This is a genomic window from Vibrio sp. ABH4_348 (assembly GCF_056159765.1).
The window spans coordinates 611016-627066 of the sequence record NZ_JBSWVW010000002.1 but is presented as its reverse complement, the minus strand read 5'-3'; the positions used below and the strand labels follow the sequence as shown (position 1 = coordinate 627066).

Below are 16051 nucleotides of genomic sequence, written 5' to 3'. Positions count from 1 at the left end.
TGAGCGCAATGACATTACTGACTGCTGTCTAAACGATAATGTTTCGCATTATTTTCTTACATTTTTATCAATTGAATGAAGCCGTTAAATTCAATGTTGAATGCGCTTCGAGTCGCTTCGAAGATTCGCCTAATAATTCTGCTATCGAGCCTTATGCTACTTGGTTTGGAGCTCGCTGCCACTGTCGACCTAAAACATGAAATGCTTAACGAACGTAAAAATTCGGCTAAAGCCTTGGTTGAAGCTCAAGTAACCCTAATTGAGAGTGCGGTTGACAAATCAAGCCCACTTTCTGTCGAGCAACTTGTCGAAGCGACACGTCACACTCGTTTTGGCAACAATGGTTACTTCTTCATCCATAACATCAATGGGGTGAATGTAATGCACCCGATTAACCCGAAATTGGAAGGCGTCAACCTACTCAATAGCCCCGCACCTCATGTTGTCGATGTAACCCGTCGCTCGGTGGAGCTCGCCAACACACAAGGCAAAGGATTTGTGGAATACAATTGGCCAAAACCCAATAGCGATGAATTAGAAGTTAAACACGCCTATATTGAGCGCGTAGCTGGAACACAGCTAATGGTAGGCACAGGCATCTACATTTCAGATATTGAAGCGGCGTTTTGGAGTAAACTTCGTTCTACCATGTTGATGACACTATTTGTGTTGGCAATATTGGTTTTTGTCTCGTCGCTTATCTCCCGAAACATCATCAAGCCACTAAACAAGATCACTCGTACCATGGAGCATATAGCTGACTCCAAAGATCTCTCTATCGAGATGAAAAGTCACGGTCGTGATGAACTCTCGGTGATGGCATCAGCCTTTAATACCATGAACCAAAACATTCGTAGTGTTGTCACTGACATCAATGCCAGCACTCATTCACTGGCAAGTCAGGCCGAACAGCTATCTAGTGTGACAACACAAATCCAAGCTGGTGTGGTTGAACAAAAACAAAAGACCAAGCTGGTTTACAGCAAAATCGATATGCTGTCGTCCATGTCGCAAGAAGTGTCAGATAACGCTGGTGAAGTAGTTAACCGCACTAACAATGCGCGCGAGTCAGCAAGTGCGGCAAACGCAAGTATTCAAGATAATATTCAAGCAATTGAAACCATTAACGAAAACGTAACCCTTGCAGTCACTACGGGTGAAAGTCTAGAAAAATCGTCTAATGGTATTGGTGACATTGTCGAAGTGATTAAGCAAATCGCCGATCAGATTAACCTTCTTGCGCTTAATGCCGCCATTGAAGCCGCACGAGCTGGCGAACAAGGACGCGGTTTTGCTGTAGTAGCAGATGAAGTTCGTTCACTTGCCTCTAAAACACAAGAATCTACCGTAAGCATTCAGGACTTAATCACCAGCTTGCAAGGCGATGTAAATACAACCGTCAACATCTTGCGAGAGTGTGACAAACAAACCACAGACGGCATTGCTAAAGCGCAAGCGTGTGGTGAGTCTCTACAAGATATCTCGGATGTGATTGAAAGCTTGAGTGCCATTGCTGAACAAATTAATGCCTCGGCTCAATCACAACGCGGTCAAGCCGATGACATTCACGGCAACCTAACTGACATTGCTACCGTGTCAGAGCAAACAGAGGTTGGTGCTGACCAAACTAACCAGTCCAGCCAGCAACTCAGTGAAATGGCGCAAAAGCTAAATGCGCTGGTGAATGAGTTCAAGTTAGCGTAAGTTGCAAAAAACCCCGAGTGACAACCGGTTCACTCGGGGTTTGTTTTTTACGTTGCCTTAGTTTTTTTAAATTCGTCGGATCACAATTAATCTGTAGAGCACATCATCACGATACAAACTACACGTATCTAAAGTCAGTTTCTTTGTTTTTACCTACCTCTTCTCATCAACCCCAACTATCCAGAATTGACCTTTCAAAATCAGCAATAATTTATCGTGACGATAAATTTTTACTGTTATGCTGCGATTGATTCATTTAGAGACAAGTCAATGGACGTAAAAGTTTTTCGCACCTTTCTAGAGGTTGCAAAAGTGCGCCACTTTGGCCGCGCTTCCGAAAACCTCTATATCACCCAAGCAGCGGTGAGCTCTCGAATTAAACAGCTCGAGACTTACTTTGACACCACGTTGTTTATTCGCGATCGCAACGCTATCAAATTGACATCAGCGGGTGAGCGTTTAGTCGGCTATGCAGAGGTAATGTTAACCACCTTGGAAAAAGCCAAGTACGAGCTTTCTCTTGAAAAAGGTAAAGCGCTTCAACTCACGATTGGTGGTACACCAAACATTTGGGATGCGTATTTGCAAAGCCAACTTTCTAAGGTAACCGCTGCATTTGATGGTTATGGCTTTATTGCCGAAGCGTTATCGCGAGAGCAGCTTAGTCGCAATTTGCTTGAGCGCACGTTAGATATGGCATTTTCACTTGATCAAATCAAAGCAGATGAGCTTCACAGTCAAAAAGTCACAGAACTAAAACTTGTCATGGTATCGACGGAATCAAACCGGTTACAAGACGTGTTTTCAGGTCAGTACGTCTATGTGGATTGGGGCACTAAATTTGCGTCTGAACATGCTGAGCGCCACCCCGATATTGCTGCGCCCTACATGAGAACGTCAACAGGTCGAATAGCGTTAGACTTTATTCTTGAAAAAGGTGGTAGTGCCTATCTACCCGTTTCGCTGATTGAACCGTATTTACAATCGGATCAATTACAGAAAGTAGAAGATGTTGAAGAGTGGTCTCGCCCAATTTACTTGGGTTATCGCAAATCAAGCACCTCTTTAGATGCCATTAAGCAGGTTGAGCAACTTGTAACGGAAAATGAGATCCAATAATGAATTTATACAAAGCAAGCTGTTTATGCGGTTCTATCCAAATAGAAATAACAGGCCCCATTAAACACGTTACGCACTGTCACTGTACTATGTGCCAAAAAGCCCATGGTGCAGCTTTTGCGACCTTCGCAGCCGCTCGCGACGAGCACTTTAATATTGTCGCTGGCACAGATGTTATTCAATCCTATCAATCATCACCTAATGTCGTCCGAACCTTTTGCAAAAATTGTGGCTCCAACATCCAGTGGATGGACGATTCAACATTTAATATGGGCTGGTCTTCGTTCGCGTTGGCTTTGTTAGACACAGAATTCAACCGAGACAAACAGAAACACATCTACATCAAATCCAAAGCCGATTGGTTAACACTGGCCGATCACCATCCTAAGTGCCAAGAGTACGACGCATAAACACCGCTTTCCGGAAACATGATCATGGCTCTTGCCTTGATCATGCTTTCGTAAAGGAAATGCTATAGCGCATTTTCAATCAGTGCTTTCCATTGCTTTGGATAAGTTTGACTCACTGCAATATCCGAGCAGCCATTAAACTGAGCAAAACGCTTAAGCTCCACTACAAACGCCTCTAAAAACGCTGGTTGATCTAAGTCATTGGCTTCAATGTGAACGGCTTTCAGTTCTAATCTCTGCTGTTTGCGATGTGCTTTACAATCTATCCGGCCAACAAATCTGTCTTTGTACAGAATGGGTAAACTGAAGTAGCCATATCGACGTTTTGCTTCAGGTACATAACACTCAATTTGGTAATCAAAGTCGAATACCGATTTGAGTCTTTCTCGTTGAATCACAGCATTATCAAACGGAGAAAGAATACTGACTCGATTGCTAACACGAGGCAGTGATTGTTCAAATGTCTCGCACTGCGCAATGACGGTCTCACCAGTCTTCAAGCGAAACTCAGCAAGCTCCCCCACGTTGATTTTTTGCTTTAACGACGATTTCAGCAGAGCCGTAACACTGGGCGATTTTTTATAGTGGTAAAGCAGGCCTTTCGTTGTCGCAAAGCCTTGTGAACGAAGTTGGGAATTGAGGATATGTTCAGCAAATTCTTGATCCGTAGGCATACTAGTATCGATATCACTGGGCAATACTCGCTCAGGTAAATCATACGCTTTTTGGAATCCATCGCGGTTGGCCACCATTAGCTGACCTTCCATATACAGCTGTTCCACGGCTTTCTTCGCAGGTTTCCAATCCCACCAGCCTTGATTGTTACCGGCGGAGTCTGCACTTTCTAGATCACGTGAACGCAGTGGACCTTCGTGTTCAATTCGCTGAATCACTTCAGCCATGAGTGCTCGGTCAGGGTTTTTAAACCAATGGCGTTTTCCATTTTGCAACGACTGCTTATAGGGCAATGAATAGCGGAAATCTTCAATAGGCAAGAAGGCGGCGGCGTGTGACAAATACTCGAAAACCTGTTTTGACTCTAGAAGCGTGGCTAGCTGATCAGGTTGGTAGTTAGGAACGCGAGAGTACAGCACATGATGATGCGCTCGTTCAATCACTGAAATGGTATCAATTTGCACATAGCCTAAATGCTTGAATACATTTAGCGCGCCTTTAGTACTTTTGCCAAAACAAGATTGTTTAAGTAAGCCTTGAGCCTGCAGTGCAATTCTGCGAAGGCGTGTATAGTCTTTTACGCTGTTTAGATTCTTGGATTCATATACTAAGTGCAACACTAAAATTTAAAACAGTGAGCTGTCATAATTCTTGTGTTTTCCTCCCGCCAAGAAGAAAAAATACATGAAATACAAACAGCTCACTGAGAATGAAAGGTATATGCTTTCTATGCTCAGAAAGCAAGGTTATAACCAAGCTCAAATTGCTCATGCCCTCGGAAGACATCGGAGCACGATCTCCCGAGAAATCATTCGTAACTCATGCAAAATTGATAAAGCCTATCGGCCTAGCAAAGCCCAGAGTCGGTCCATTCGGCGAAGAAGTTGTTCAAGGCGAAACAAACGCATCACACCAGAGCAATTCAATCAAGTTAAGCAGTTGCTGGTTAAAGACTGGAGCCCTGAGCAGATTGTCGGCCATCTCAAAACCACCGGTAAATTAACGATAAGTCACGAATCTATTTACCAGTATGTCTGGAGAGATAAAGCTAATGGAGGCCAGTTATGGCAACACCTCAGGCAATCGAATAAGAAACGTCGGAAGCGTTACGGGGCCTACGACAGCCGTGGTCGTGTTGCTTCAAAACGCCACATATCCGAACGGCCGGCTTCCGTTGAAATCCGAAAAACACGTGGTCACTGGGAAATCGATACGGTCATGGGTGCTGGCTCTAAACATTGTATTGTCACTCTGGTTGAGCGGAAAACTGGTTATACCCTGATAGGCCAACTGAATAATAGAACCACCGAATCTCTCAACCGGAGAACCATTAAAATTATGAGCAAATTTGATGGACTATTTACTTCTATTACAGCTGATAACGGTACTGAGTTTAATCAATACAAAGAAATTGAAGAAGCGACCGAAACACGCTTCTACTTTGCCACTCCTCACCACTCATGGGAGCGAGGGACGAATGAAAATACCAATGGATTAATACGTCAGTATCTCCCTAAAGGCACATCAATGGCGTCGTTAACACAGGCTAAATGCAATGCCATTGCTAAGCGATTGAACACACGTCCTAGGAAACGGCTAGGCTTTAAAACACCAGAGGAATGCTTTGTTGGTTACTACAGATAAATGTTGCACTTCAAACTTGATATCAGGATTATTCAATGTGGCCCATACTCGCGGTTGTCTGCCAATTAAGCGTTGGCAAGGTCGATATCATCTGAATAGTCACCGTCGACTTCTTTAACTAGGGCTTGGCCAGCAATGGTTGTTTCACCGTTGAAGGTTATTGTAGGGCTACCGTGTAACTCCCACCCTCGGTTTAGTGCTTCACTGATTCTTTTGCAAAATGTAGCGTCATCTGGGCCGGTTAAAAATCGGTAAAGTTTCATTGTTTTCGTCCTTGAATTAAGGTTGAGGCTCTAAACAGAACCAGAATAAGTCAGAGCCTATTAATATACCTTGTTAACCTACTTGGCTGGCATCAGCGTAAACCCAGGCTTTTGTGCCGGAACGAAATTCAGCTTCCACTCGTGCGTATTCTTCAACCTCATAGTCGTCGGCTTGTGCCAGCTCTTCATCAGTGATTAAAAAAATCGTACCTTCAACAACATCCTCGGGATTACCAGTATGTTTAAGAATTGGGTGGGTATCAGTACCACTTTTTTCTATGACGGCTTGGTCTTGAATGGTGACTTCACCTAATACATAGCCAATCAAGGTGTCTTTGGTGCCTTGTAGCAGTCGCCCAAAGGTTTCCTTTTGCACATTTTCCATTTGCAGAGTGCCGTAAGAAAAGAGCTTGTTGTTCATATCTAGTCCTTAGAATTAACGTGAATCGGGCACTTACAACGAGCGTGCCGCTCGAGATGCTTGATCATAAAAGCCTGATAGAGTTCGCATGATGGTCGACATATCGGACAGCTTATCATTGAGGTTCATTTGATTGATCACTTCGACTAAACACTGCTCTCGGATTGCTTTGTACTTCTGGCAGTATTCTTTGCCTTGGTCTGTCACTTGGTAATAGGTGTCTTTACCTTGACGAAAGCTTTCAACTAAATTCAGCTTGACCAACTTGCGAACCGAATAGGACACATTGTGTAGGTCTTCAATGTTTAACATGAAGGCCACGTCAGCAATACGTTTTGATCGGTCTCGGTGGAAAATATTATGCACCACCAAAATGTCTAGCGACCCTAATTCAGGCATACCCGACGTATCACTGCAAGACTGCATCCAACGTTGAAACGCGTTGTTTACCATGGTTAATGCATATTCAAACTCACTGAGTGACGCCGCCTGTTCACTGGCAAGGTGCGCTGAAGATACAATAGGTAAATGCAATGCGCCGTTGTCTTTTTTGTCCATGTGATATCCCTGAATTCTGATTCTATAAAAAAGGCCTCGATGAGAGGCCCTATTATTTTATTCTTTTAACTTGATGTCATGGTTGTTGGCAACCAAGTGACTATTTCTGGCCATACTGTGACCAAAACCACCGCCAACATCAAGAGGAAAAAGAACGGTAACGCTGCTTTTGCCACATATAGGATGTCTCGTCCGGTTAAGCTTTGAATGACGAACAAGTTAAAGCCCACAGGTGGGGTGATTTGCGACATTTCGACCACAAGTACAATGTAGATACCAAACCACAATGGGTCGATTCCCGCTTGAATCACCATAGGTAGTACTACCGATGTGGTTAGTACCACGACTGAAATACCATCTAAAAAGCACCCAAGTACCACAAAGAAGATGGTAAGTAGGAACAACAGCATAAATGGTGACAAGTCGAGTATCGCAATATTCTCAGCCAGCATTCTAGGAATACCGATAAAGCCCATCGCAACCGTCAAAAATGCCGCGCCTGCAAGAATGAGGGCTATCATACAAGAGGTACGAACCGCACCCATTAAGCTGGCAATAAAACTGTCTTTGTTGAGCGTGCCACTAAACACCGCCAACGCAAGCGCACCTAATACGCCAAACGCTGCCGCTTCAGTTGGCGTGGTTAACCCACCGTAGATGGAACCAAGAACAAACAACACTAATAATCCAACTGGTACCAGTCGAGATAGTGCTTTTATCTTGTAGCTCCAAGAGTAAACCTGTTCAGCTTGTGGCATTTCGTTGCGATGACGGTACGACCAAAACGCGGTATAGCCCATAAACAAAGCCACCAACATTAGACCCGGTATCGCACCCGCAATAAACAGACGAGCAATCGAGACTTCCGCGGCCACACCATAAACAATCAAAATGATTGAAGGTGGTATCAAAAGACCTAATGTTCCTGAACCAGCCAATGTCGCGATTGACATTTTGTCGCTGTAACCCTGACGCTTAAGCTCAGGTAACGTCATGCGACCAATGGTCGCCGCTGTCGCCGCTGATGAACCTGAAACCGCGGCGAACATGCCACAGCTCAAGATATTGACGTGCAGTAATCTACCCGGCACTCGGCTAAGCCAAGGCGTTAGCCCTTCAAACAGGTCTTTGGACAAACGAGTTCTAAATAGAATTTCACCCATCCAAATAAACAAGGGGAGCGCGGCCAATGACCACTCAGATATTGCTCCCCATGTCGACGTAGCGTAGATAAGTCCAAATGCATCATTGCCCAAGAGGATCATGCCAACGGTTGCAACAATAATTAGCGATAGTGCAACCCATAATCCACTTGCTAGCGTTGCAAACAACACTGCCAGTAAGATGAAACCAATCATCATTTCGCTCATGCTTGGCCTCCTTTGTCGCCATCTGTCACATCATCTAAATCAATTTTTTGAGTCTCGACCAAGGCTTCTTCCTCTGACTTTGGAATCCGAGCACCAAAAAGGTAAGCGCAGACAGTTTGGTCAATAACAGAAATTGCGAAAACAATCATACCCACCGCCATAGGCAGTTGTACGAGCCATAACGGCACCGGAATATAACCCGTCGTTACTTCTTCGAAATCCCATGATTCCCAAACCATGAAGCCTAGTTGGTACGCCAAGTAAGCCGTCAAAACAGAAGCAATGCTAAGAACAGCACGCTCTACAGTGATGAGCTTTTCCTCGGTCAGGCGAGACAAGAATAAATTGACTCGAATGTGCCCACCGTTTTTAAAGGTGTAGGCCAATGCCAAAAAACTGGCAGACGCGAGCAGATAACCTGCGAAGTCATCGCTAGATGGGACAACAATACCCATCCAGCGACCCACTACGCGAGCTAAAATCAGCACACAAATGGCAACAATGCATAGGCCGGACAAAACACCGGCCGTGTTATACAACTTATCTAACAAGCTACGCATAGTGGTTACCGATTATTGCTGGTAAGCGTCAAGGATAGCTTGACCTTCAGCACCGGCTTCTTCTGCCCACTCTTGTGCCATTTTCTGACCAATTTCTTTAAGAGCAGTCATCAGAGCTTCTGAAGGTTGAGCAACGTTCATACCATTTTCAGAAAGCGCTTTGGTTTTGCTGACCGTTTCTTGTTCAGCCAACTCCCAACCACGTGCTTCGGCGTCAGCAGCAGCTTTTAGCAACGACTCTTGTACATCTTTGTCTAAACGTTTAAACGCACGCTTGTTGACGATAACCATGTTCTTAGGAATCCACGCTTGAACATCGGTGTAGTTCGATACGTAATCCCAAGCTTGGCTACTTACACCCGTTGTTGGAGAAGTGATCATCATATCGATGATACCGGTGGTGAATGCTTGTGGGATTTCAACAGTTTGAACAGTGGTTGGCGCCGCATCTAGCAATACCGCAAGGCGTGATAGTGTTGAGCTGTAGGCGCGCATTTTTGCACCTTTGATGTCGTCAACTGAATCAACCGGTTCTTTACTGTAAATACCTTGTGGTGGCCACGGCACAGAGAAAAGCAACATCATGTTTTCTTTGTCTAGCTTCTTCTCTAGCTGAGCTTTTGACGCTGCATACAGTGCTTTAGCTTGGTCAAAGTTCGTTGCAAGGAAAGGTAAGTTATCAAGCTTAAACACTGGATCACTGTTACCCAAAATACCGATGAACACTTCACCCATAGGTACTTGTGAGGTACGAACTGCGCGAGCAATTTCGTTGTGTTTGATTAGAGACGCACCAGAGTGAACCACAATTTCCAACTCGCCTTCCGTAGCGGCTTTTACATCATCAGCGAACTGAATGATGTTCTGTGTGTGGTGTGTTGCATCAACATACGGTGTAGCCATATCCCATCGTGTTGAAGCAAAAGCAGTCGAGGTAGACAACGCCGCAAGAGCAATTACGGCCTTTTTAAGCATAGGTTTCATGACGTTCTGTCCTTGTTTAGCTCATCGGGGGATGAGGATTCCTACTTTGTAAGCCTTGGCCGACAAGGGGTTAGCGTTGTTTTAATGGAATAAAAACACCAGTTAAAATAGTCGGTTACAGCACAATATTCGAAATCGATAAAATTATCGACAATAAGAAGTTATCTTGCTGTTAACGATATTGCAACACTTTAAAAAGATTTTGCATACAAATTGTATTCAATGTATGTTCAGTGCACACTTTTAGTCATCGCAATCAATTTTTGGTTGCGCTGTTTCACGCTACAATGCGCGAAATCTGGTCTCATTTTGAGTGTTTAAAAAACACGAATCTCCAATTCAGAAGTGAACAATTAGGAACAATCGGGTATGAAATTAAACTGCGACATGGGCGAGAGCTTTGGGACATGGAAAATTGGCTTGGATGAGCAAGTCATGCCTTGGGTTGACATGGCAAACATCGCCTGTGGGTTTCATGCCTCTGATCCTGACATTATGTCTAAAACCGTCAAGATGGCCGTTGAGCATGGGGTGAGTATTGGCGCTCATCCAGGCTATGAAGACAAATCTGGTTTTGGCCGCCGTTCGATTCCGCACACAAGTGAACAGATTACCCACTTAGTCGCCTATCAAGTCGGAGCAATTCAAGCGATTTGCCAACTGCACAATACCCAAATTGATTATGTAAAGCCCCACGGTGCGCTTTATAACGACATGATGGCAAATGAAGCCATCTACCTTTCGATTGTGAAAGCGGTATCTAAGTTATCAGTTGGTGAGGATAACGACACCCCTAAACTGATGATTTTAGCGAAAGCCGATAACACTCAATACCAAAAAATTGCCGACGACCACGGTGTTGAACTACTGTTTGAAGCTTTTGCCGACCGTGCTTATACCCCGGAAGGAAGCCTTGCGCCTCGCAGTCAGCCCAACTCGGTATTCCACGATCCGGAACAAATCATCGCGCAAGTGTTAAAGTTAGCGGCAAGCGGCGAAGTAGTCACAACAGATGGCGAAACCCTTGCTCTAAAACCAGACACAGTTTGTGTTCACGGTGACAATCCTGAATCGGTCGCCGTCATTCAAAAACTGGCTGAAGCAATCAACGTTAAATAATCCCTATCAAGCAATGAAATTTTGTAAGTTTGAACAAGTCAGTGAGACTCATATTTTGTTTAATCTCGCTGACGAAATAGATCCAAGCCTGTCGTCTCAAATAGGGACAATGTGTGATCACATCCGCCTTGAATACGGTTATGGGGTTATTGAGGTAATTCCTTCTTACACCACTATCTTGGTGGAGTTTAATCCTTTGAAGCTAGATGGTCGGGTTCTCGGTTCTGGTGTGCAGCGTCTCGCGAGAAAACTGAACTCCACCAGTATCGAAATCGAAGGCAAGTTGGTTGAGTTGCCCGTCTACTATAGCGAAGAAACAGGTCCAGATTTAAAAAACTTAGCTAACCATCGCGGGCTTACAATAGAACAAGTTATCGACATCCACAGTAAAACCATTTACCACGTGTGCGCGATTGGCTTTGCGCCCGGCTTTGGTTTTTTGGCGAGTGTTGACTCTAGAATTGCCACGCCGCGTCACACCACACCGCGTGTAAAAATTCCCGCTGGCAGTGTCGGTATCGCCGATACCCAAACTGCGGTTTACCCTGCCGATTCCCCCGGTGGCTGGCAAATCATTGGCAACTGTCCAACACCGTTATTTAACCCAAAGTCAGATCCGATGATGCCATTCGAAAATGGCGACAGAATCCAGTTCTCATCGATCGATAAAACTGAGTTTTTACGCTTAGGAGGCCAGTTATGCACGGATTGGAAATAGTCAATCCCGGAATGCTCAGCCTGCTACAAGACAGGGGAAGAATGGGTGTCGGTCATCTAGGTCTGAGTTCAGGCGGTCCAGTGGATTGGCACGCTTACGGCTGGGCCAATAAGCTTTTGGGTAACCACGGTAACGCTGCTTGTATAGAGATCACCATGGGCAACGCCAAGTTCAAGGCGCATCAAGATCTTTCATTGGCCCTGACGGGCGCTGATATGCAAGCCAAAATTGATGGGGTAAATATTGGTAACTGGCGTTCGTTTCAGTTGAAAAAAGGCCAGACTCTTTCTTTTGCCTTTGCCAACGGCGGTTTACGAAGCTATCTCGCCGTCTGTGGTGGATTTAATATCAACACATTTGCGGGCAGTGTTGCCACCGTAATGAGAAATCAGTTAGGTGGCTTGCCTCAAGCCAACCAAGAATTTGGTTTGGGTGATAAGCTGAACACGGGTGATTTGTTGCCCGTCGGTTGTGATCAAGTAAGTACTCACACTGCCTGTAAAGTCAATCACTGCGTTCCTGCCAGATACCAACGTCACTATAAATCCCCCGTTGTGTTGCAGGTTATCGAAAGCTATCAGAGTGAACAGTTTGAAGCTCAGCATAAGCAAACCTTGTATTCGAACTCTTATACCATCTCGCCACAAAGTGATCGCATGGGAGTTAGACTCTCAGGCAAACCGGTTGAATGTCAGATTGGTGGTGTTATTTCTGAAGGAATTGCCTTAGGCGCAATCCAAATTCCTGCCGATGGCCAGCCAATAATTTTACTGAACGATAGGCAGACATTGGGTGGTTATCCAAAAATTGGCTGTCTGACTCGTGAAAGTATCAGCGCACTGGCTCAAGCAGCGCCAGGAAGCCAAGTTACTTTCCAAAAAGCTCAACTAAGAGCAGCAACCGAACGCTGGAAACAATACTGCAAATTCTTTGCTTGGAATTGATGCCGTCCCTTCATGCAAATGTCATGATTATTCGATAAATACATGTTGTTAGTTCGATAAGCGGTTTACTACTTGTTTATCGGACTTTAGAGCTTTTAAAGCCAATCCGCTTTGAAAGTGAATCGTTTCTCACTTATTGAAATACATTTCAGTTTACTGAGGCTAACAACATGTCTGACATCCAAATTCGTCCAGGCACGAAACGTTTTTTTGACAATAAAAAATTCCCTCGAGGTTTTGCCAAATCTGGCGACTTTACCCTTACCGAAGAAGATTTACTGATTCAATATGGTGATACTCTTCAAGCATTAGAATTAGGTGAATTGGAACCTAGTAACCAAGAAGAAAATCACTTTCTGAAGGTGCTAGAAGCCCCCACTAAAGCGAAGAGTAAGTTAGAAAGAACTTGGTTGAAATACGTAAAACTATCGCGCGGCCGCCGCAAATTTCACACTCTTAATGGTAAGCACAAAACGGATGTTGCCGAAGAGGTCTCAAGCTCAACCGAGGAGCTTGACGATGATACGCCAGAAATTGAATCAAGTGTTGAAACAGACTAGTTACACTCTACCTGAGTTGACCCTTATAGGGAGTCAACTCAGGTGTATTCTGCTTGCTCGGAAGTGTTTACTGACTAAACACTTCCTTAAGTAATTCTGTTGTACGCGCAGCCGGATTCTCACGGATTTTCTTTTCTTCCGCGGCTAAGACGTAGAATAAGCCATTCAATGCTTCATTAGTGACATAGCTATCCAAATCCACGTTCACTTTATCTCCCACAAATGGGACATTTTTGGCTTGTGATGCCAGCTCGCCATAGTAACGAGTTGCACCCACTTCATTTAAGGATTCTTTAACGCTTGGTTGGAATAGAGCTTTTAACTTTTCGCTGGTTTTGTCTTTAAAGTACTGAGTCGCGGCGTCATCTGGCCCAGAGTAGATCTTTTTGGCATCTTCAATGGTCATCTCTTTAAGTGCACCAACAATCAAGTCTGTTGCATGTGGCGCAGCCTGTTCTGCTGCTCGATTCATGCTTTGCTCAAACTGATTAACTTGGCTTTCTAACCCGTAATTTTTCAACAATGACGCCACGTTGTTAATGCCGTCAGGTAAGGGAATACGAATATCCAGATTGTCGAGATAACCTCCAGGCTGGCTAATGGTATCTATCGCACGTTTACTGCCTACTTCCAGCGCTTCTTTAAGCCCATTAATGAGGGTGTTAGTATCCAGCCCGTTACCTGAAGCTGAGCTGTCTGAACCCAACGCAGAATCAATCACAGTTTGTTGCAGCTGTTCGTCTTCAGCAGCCGATTTTAGTTTGTCCAGCCAATTGGCTGAAACGGGGAATGTGGACACACTACCAATCAACAGTAGACTTAACGCTACTTGTTTTTTCATCACAATCATCCTTAATCAAAATGGCTATCAGCCGCTAAACAACGTTGCACATTGAGTTATGTAAGTTCTTGATCATAGCAAAAACTCACTAGTACCTATGTCAAGATAATAAGAATATCAAAATAACAAGTTTGTTAAGTTTAACCCCTACTCGAGCCTAAAACTGAGTATACTGACAACGATGTTAGTCTCTGAATTTAAGCCGTTTCAAGGTCAGGTCCACGGTAACGATCTTTATCAAACTTGGACGCCACCTGCTCCGATTAGCCATTGGGTACACTATTTTTGGCAGATCTCTGTTCCGAATGGAGAGTTCCAATATCGAAGTGTTCCTGACAATTGTGTCGATCTCATTATCAATCTTAATGATTTGAATGACGCGGTACTCGTTTCGCCATTTACCTCACCCATTGTCTACCCGCTTAAAGGGCCGGTTACGTACTTTGGGGTTCGTTTTCGAGTACTCGGTCAGCATGCGCTGCTTTCAGAACCTATTAGTGAATGGTCTCCTAGCGATCATCAATTACCGACTAAAGACATACTTTCAGCCGGATTTATTGACCAGATGCAGGAATCTTTGTCATTTAATGAAGATTTTCAACAACGTAGTATTCGTTTCGCGAAAGCGTTGGCTTCTAGAATAGAAAGGCCAATTGTTGACCCAAGAGTTCTCAAATTTGTTCGATTTTGTTGTGGGGCCAATGACGGTATTGCGCTAAAAGACTTTGCGTCGCACGAGTTAGGGATCACTGACCGTCAATTAAGGCGTCTATCACAGCAGTACCTAGGAGTAAGTCCAAAAGCTTTTTGTAAAGTACTTCGTTTTCAACACACGTTAAGAGCTTGGCAAACCGTACAAGATCATCAAGCTTGGGCCGATTGGTACTTTGACCAATCACATTTTTCTAGGGAGTTTAAACAACTATCAGGAGTCACTCCGGGACACTTTTTGCATATGTCCGTTTTGTACAATAGCACTTCTTCTCAATCACGCATCATCTTACTCAACAACAACGAGTAACCACTTAAACAGAAATAGTTAGGAGAAACCCATGATTGAATTTAGTGCGATGTTCCCGGTAATGGTGACTGAAAACTTGGCAGAGCTTAAAGCGTTCTATGAGACTTTTTTTGGCTTTCAGTCTGTCTACTACCAAGAAGATTTTTATCTACATCTCGTTTCAATGGAAACCGGTGTCCAGCTTGGCTTTTTAGTTCCAGACCACCCTTCGCAACCAGAATTTCTTCACCGCTTAATGGATCCAAAAGGTTATGTCATCAGCCTTGAAGTGGCCGACGCAGAGAAGGCTTTTCAACAAGCAAAAGAGTTTGGTATGACATTTTCAATGGACTACAAAGTAGAAGACTGGGGACAGATTCACTTTGTGGTTGAAGATCCCGCTGGAATCAATATTGATATCGTTCAGCACACGGCAGAAAGTAACTAACTTCACGTAAACAGGTGTTCTACTTGAGCACCTGTTCTACTTTCTTCAAAAATGACTCTTTTTGGTGTTCATGGTCATAGTTGAAATGATAAGTGTTGTGAAACCCAACACTCAACTCCACGCCATTACCTCGAAGAAACACAGTGTAGCCATCGTAATCTGAATACGCTTCTAACCCTTCATAACGTGTTACACCGTCGGTTTTGACTCCGTTGCTTACTATCACCTCATAGGCTTTCAGAATCTTTGCAACGTCTAGTTCATTCCTCATCACTTTCCTTGATTAACGTACTTATATGAAATTTGAAATTACTATTGCTTTCTACTGACTGATCGAGCGGTTAGATCTGAACCAATATGATTTTATGTCCTCAAGGTCTATTCCCTTGTTTTAGGACGCATACTATCAAACTAAAACTATTGTTGTAGTAAGAGAACCCCCTCGCTAATAACTTGGTTTAATTGAATAAAACCTACTTAAGCACTTATTTACATACGCACTATTGTCAACATTATCAATATTGAGACTAAACGCAAGAACTGACATTTACTGTATTCCATTCTCTATTGTTCTGTTTATTATTTAAACAATCGCATTTTATTACATCGCTCGCATTTTTAGCAGTATGCATCTAGACTAGTAAGTGAACACCTATCGGTGGAGCTGAGTTATTACCCAAACAATAGAAACTAGAACAGGGTAAGCCCCCGAT

The 16051-nt window shown here is 44.0% G+C and carries 19 protein-coding genes; 10 read left to right on the top strand and 9 right to left on the bottom strand.

The window, feature by feature from the left end:
• Window positions 1–153: 153 nt before the first annotated feature.
• The 3 genes from ACXAFJ_RS16550 to ACXAFJ_RS16540 all read left to right on the top strand — a co-directional run bounded on the left by ACXAFJ_RS16550 (window position 154) and on the right by ACXAFJ_RS16540 (window position 3233).
• A complete protein-coding gene (locus tag ACXAFJ_RS16550; protein WP_475324938.1) occupies window positions 154–1704 on the top strand; it encodes a methyl-accepting chemotaxis protein in 1551 nt (516 codons plus the stop codon).
• A 270-nt stretch (window positions 1705–1974) separates the two neighbouring features.
• A complete protein-coding gene (locus tag ACXAFJ_RS16545) occupies window positions 1975–2823 on the top strand; it encodes a LysR family transcriptional regulator (protein WP_475324936.1) in 849 nt (282 codons plus the stop codon).
• The gene (locus ACXAFJ_RS16540) at window positions 2823–3233 is read left to right on the top strand and encodes a GFA family protein (protein WP_475324935.1); all 411 of its coding nucleotides are present in this window, start codon (window positions 2823–2825) and stop codon (window positions 3231–3233) included. The genes ACXAFJ_RS16545 and ACXAFJ_RS16540 overlap by 1 nt, the downstream gene beginning before the upstream one ends.
• A gap of 62 nt (window positions 3234–3295) precedes the next feature.
• Here the strand turns inward: ACXAFJ_RS16540 and ACXAFJ_RS16535 are convergent, their stop codons facing one another.
• Complete coding sequence (locus ACXAFJ_RS16535) at window positions 3296–4528, bottom strand: winged helix-turn-helix domain-containing protein (protein WP_475324934.1); 1233 nt, start codon at window positions 4526–4528, stop codon at window positions 3296–3298.
• 64 nt (window positions 4529–4592) lie between these two features.
• Between ACXAFJ_RS16535 and ACXAFJ_RS16530 the strand changes: the two genes are divergently transcribed.
• Window positions 4593–5552, top strand: coding sequence for an IS30 family transposase (locus ACXAFJ_RS16530; RefSeq protein WP_475324701.1), 960 nt, complete (start codon window positions 4593–4595; stop codon window positions 5550–5552).
• Window positions 5553–5617: 65 nt separating this feature from the next.
• Here the strand turns inward: ACXAFJ_RS16530 and ACXAFJ_RS16525 are convergent, their stop codons facing one another.
• The 6 genes from ACXAFJ_RS16525 to ACXAFJ_RS16500 all read right to left on the bottom strand — a co-directional run bounded on the left by ACXAFJ_RS16525 (window position 5618) and on the right by ACXAFJ_RS16500 (window position 9708).
• Window positions 5618–5815 carry a DUF1737 domain-containing protein gene (locus ACXAFJ_RS16525; RefSeq protein ID WP_475324932.1) on the bottom strand — a complete coding sequence of 66 codons (198 nt, stop codon included), beginning with the start codon at window positions 5813–5815 and terminating at the stop codon, window positions 5618–5620.
• A gap of 73 nt (window positions 5816–5888) precedes the next feature.
• On the bottom strand, window positions 5889–6236 hold the full coding sequence (locus tag ACXAFJ_RS16520) for a gamma-glutamylcyclotransferase family protein (protein ID WP_475324930.1): 348 nt from the start codon (window positions 6234–6236) through the stop codon (window positions 5889–5891).
• A gap of 33 nt (window positions 6237–6269) precedes the next feature.
• Entirely contained in the window at window positions 6270–6794 is a 525-nt protein-coding gene (locus ACXAFJ_RS16515; RefSeq protein WP_475324929.1) for a winged helix DNA-binding protein, read from the bottom strand.
• A 65-nt stretch (window positions 6795–6859) separates the two neighbouring features.
• Window positions 6860–8164: a TRAP transporter large permease gene (locus ACXAFJ_RS16510; RefSeq protein ID WP_475324927.1), complete on the bottom strand. Its 1305-nt coding sequence runs from the start codon at window positions 8162–8164 to the stop codon at window positions 6860–6862.
• A complete protein-coding gene (locus ACXAFJ_RS16505; protein WP_475324926.1) occupies window positions 8161–8724 on the bottom strand; it encodes a TRAP transporter small permease in 564 nt (187 codons plus the stop codon). The genes ACXAFJ_RS16510 and ACXAFJ_RS16505 overlap by 4 nt, the downstream gene beginning before the upstream one ends.
• Before the next feature lie 12 nt (window positions 8725–8736).
• Window positions 8737–9708, bottom strand: a complete 972-nt coding sequence (locus tag ACXAFJ_RS16500; protein ID WP_475324925.1) for a TRAP transporter substrate-binding protein — start codon at window positions 9706–9708, stop codon at window positions 8737–8739.
• A gap of 369 nt (window positions 9709–10077) precedes the next feature.
• On the opposite strand from ACXAFJ_RS16500, the gene ACXAFJ_RS16495 reads away from it, so the two are divergent.
• The 4 genes from ACXAFJ_RS16495 (at window position 10078) to ACXAFJ_RS16480 (ending at window position 13049) form a co-directional block, all read left to right on the top strand.
• A complete protein-coding gene (locus tag ACXAFJ_RS16495) occupies window positions 10078–10827 on the top strand; it encodes a 5-oxoprolinase subunit PxpA (protein ID WP_475324923.1) in 750 nt (249 codons plus the stop codon).
• Between the two features lie 13 nt (window positions 10828–10840).
• A complete protein-coding gene (gene pxpB / locus ACXAFJ_RS16490; protein ID WP_475324922.1) occupies window positions 10841–11545 on the top strand; it encodes a 5-oxoprolinase subunit PxpB in 705 nt (234 codons plus the stop codon).
• On the top strand, window positions 11527–12489 hold the full coding sequence (locus tag ACXAFJ_RS16485; RefSeq protein WP_475324921.1) for a 5-oxoprolinase subunit C family protein: 963 nt from the start codon (window positions 11527–11529) through the stop codon (window positions 12487–12489). Before pxpB ends, ACXAFJ_RS16485 begins: the two co-directional genes overlap by 19 nt.
• A gap of 170 nt (window positions 12490–12659) precedes the next feature.
• Window positions 12660–13049, top strand: coding sequence for a MaoP family protein (locus tag ACXAFJ_RS16480; protein ID WP_475324920.1), 390 nt, complete (start codon window positions 12660–12662; stop codon window positions 13047–13049).
• A gap of 67 nt (window positions 13050–13116) precedes the next feature.
• On the opposite strand, the gene ACXAFJ_RS16475 is transcribed toward ACXAFJ_RS16480, so the two are convergent.
• Window positions 13117–13890, bottom strand: a complete 774-nt coding sequence (locus ACXAFJ_RS16475; RefSeq protein ID WP_475324918.1) for a DUF4197 domain-containing protein — start codon at window positions 13888–13890, stop codon at window positions 13117–13119.
• Between the two features lie 181 nt (window positions 13891–14071).
• On the opposite strand from ACXAFJ_RS16475, the gene ACXAFJ_RS16470 reads away from it, so the two are divergent.
• Complete coding sequence (locus ACXAFJ_RS16470) at window positions 14072–14911, top strand: DUF6597 domain-containing transcriptional factor (protein WP_475324917.1); 840 nt, start codon at window positions 14072–14074, stop codon at window positions 14909–14911.
• Between the two features lie 31 nt (window positions 14912–14942).
• Window positions 14943–15338, top strand: a complete 396-nt coding sequence (locus tag ACXAFJ_RS16465) for a VOC family protein (RefSeq protein ID WP_475324916.1) — start codon at window positions 14943–14945, stop codon at window positions 15336–15338.
• Between the two features lie 19 nt (window positions 15339–15357).
• On the opposite strand, the gene ACXAFJ_RS16460 is transcribed toward ACXAFJ_RS16465, so the two are convergent.
• Window positions 15358–15609, bottom strand: coding sequence for a DUF3081 domain-containing protein (locus ACXAFJ_RS16460; protein WP_475324914.1), 252 nt, complete (start codon window positions 15607–15609; stop codon window positions 15358–15360).
• Between the last annotated feature and the right edge of the window lie 442 nt (window positions 15610–16051).

Excerpts from the sequence above, each read along its gene's own strand:
- pxpB (WP_475324922.1), top strand. The coding sequence starts at position 10,841 with ATGAAATTTTGTAAGTTTGAACAAGTCAGTGAGACTCATATTTTGTTT.
- ACXAFJ_RS16470 (WP_475324917.1), top strand. The coding sequence starts at position 14,072 with ATGTTAGTCTCTGAATTTAAGCCGTTTCAAGGTCAGGTCCACGGTAAC.
- ACXAFJ_RS16480 (WP_475324920.1), top strand. The coding sequence starts at position 12,660 with ATGTCTGACATCCAAATTCGTCCAGGCACGAAACGTTTTTTTGACAAT.
- ACXAFJ_RS16495 (WP_475324923.1), top strand. The coding sequence starts at position 10,078 with ATGAAATTAAACTGCGACATGGGCGAGAGCTTTGGGACATGGAAAATT.
- ACXAFJ_RS16510 (WP_475324927.1), bottom strand. The coding sequence starts at position 8,164 with ATGAGCGAAATGATGATTGGTTTCATCTTACTGGCAGTGTTGTTTGCA.
- ACXAFJ_RS16465 (WP_475324916.1), top strand. The coding sequence starts at position 14,943 with ATGATTGAATTTAGTGCGATGTTCCCGGTAATGGTGACTGAAAACTTG.
- ACXAFJ_RS16500 (WP_475324925.1), bottom strand. The coding sequence starts at position 9,708 with ATGAAACCTATGCTTAAAAAGGCCGTAATTGCTCTTGCGGCGTTGTCT.
- ACXAFJ_RS16460 (WP_475324914.1), bottom strand. The coding sequence starts at position 15,609 with ATGAGGAATGAACTAGACGTTGCAAAGATTCTGAAAGCCTATGAGGTG.
- ACXAFJ_RS16485 (WP_475324921.1), top strand. The coding sequence starts at position 11,527 with ATGCACGGATTGGAAATAGTCAATCCCGGAATGCTCAGCCTGCTACAA.
- ACXAFJ_RS16515 (WP_475324929.1), bottom strand. The coding sequence starts at position 6,794 with ATGGACAAAAAAGACAACGGCGCATTGCATTTACCTATTGTATCTTCA.
- ACXAFJ_RS16545 (WP_475324936.1), top strand. The coding sequence starts at position 1,975 with ATGGACGTAAAAGTTTTTCGCACCTTTCTAGAGGTTGCAAAAGTGCGC.
- ACXAFJ_RS16475 (WP_475324918.1), bottom strand. The coding sequence starts at position 13,890 with ATGAAAAAACAAGTAGCGTTAAGTCTACTGTTGATTGGTAGTGTGTCC.
- ACXAFJ_RS16530 (WP_475324701.1), top strand. The coding sequence starts at position 4,593 with ATGAAATACAAACAGCTCACTGAGAATGAAAGGTATATGCTTTCTATG.
- ACXAFJ_RS16505 (WP_475324926.1), bottom strand. The coding sequence starts at position 8,724 with ATGCGTAGCTTGTTAGATAAGTTGTATAACACGGCCGGTGTTTTGTCC.
- ACXAFJ_RS16550 (WP_475324938.1), top strand. The coding sequence starts at position 154 with ATGCTACTTGGTTTGGAGCTCGCTGCCACTGTCGACCTAAAACATGAA.
- ACXAFJ_RS16525 (WP_475324932.1), bottom strand. The coding sequence starts at position 5,815 with ATGAAACTTTACCGATTTTTAACCGGCCCAGATGACGCTACATTTTGC.
- ACXAFJ_RS16540 (WP_475324935.1), top strand. The coding sequence starts at position 2,823 with ATGAATTTATACAAAGCAAGCTGTTTATGCGGTTCTATCCAAATAGAA.
- ACXAFJ_RS16520 (WP_475324930.1), bottom strand. The coding sequence starts at position 6,236 with ATGAACAACAAGCTCTTTTCTTACGGCACTCTGCAAATGGAAAATGTG.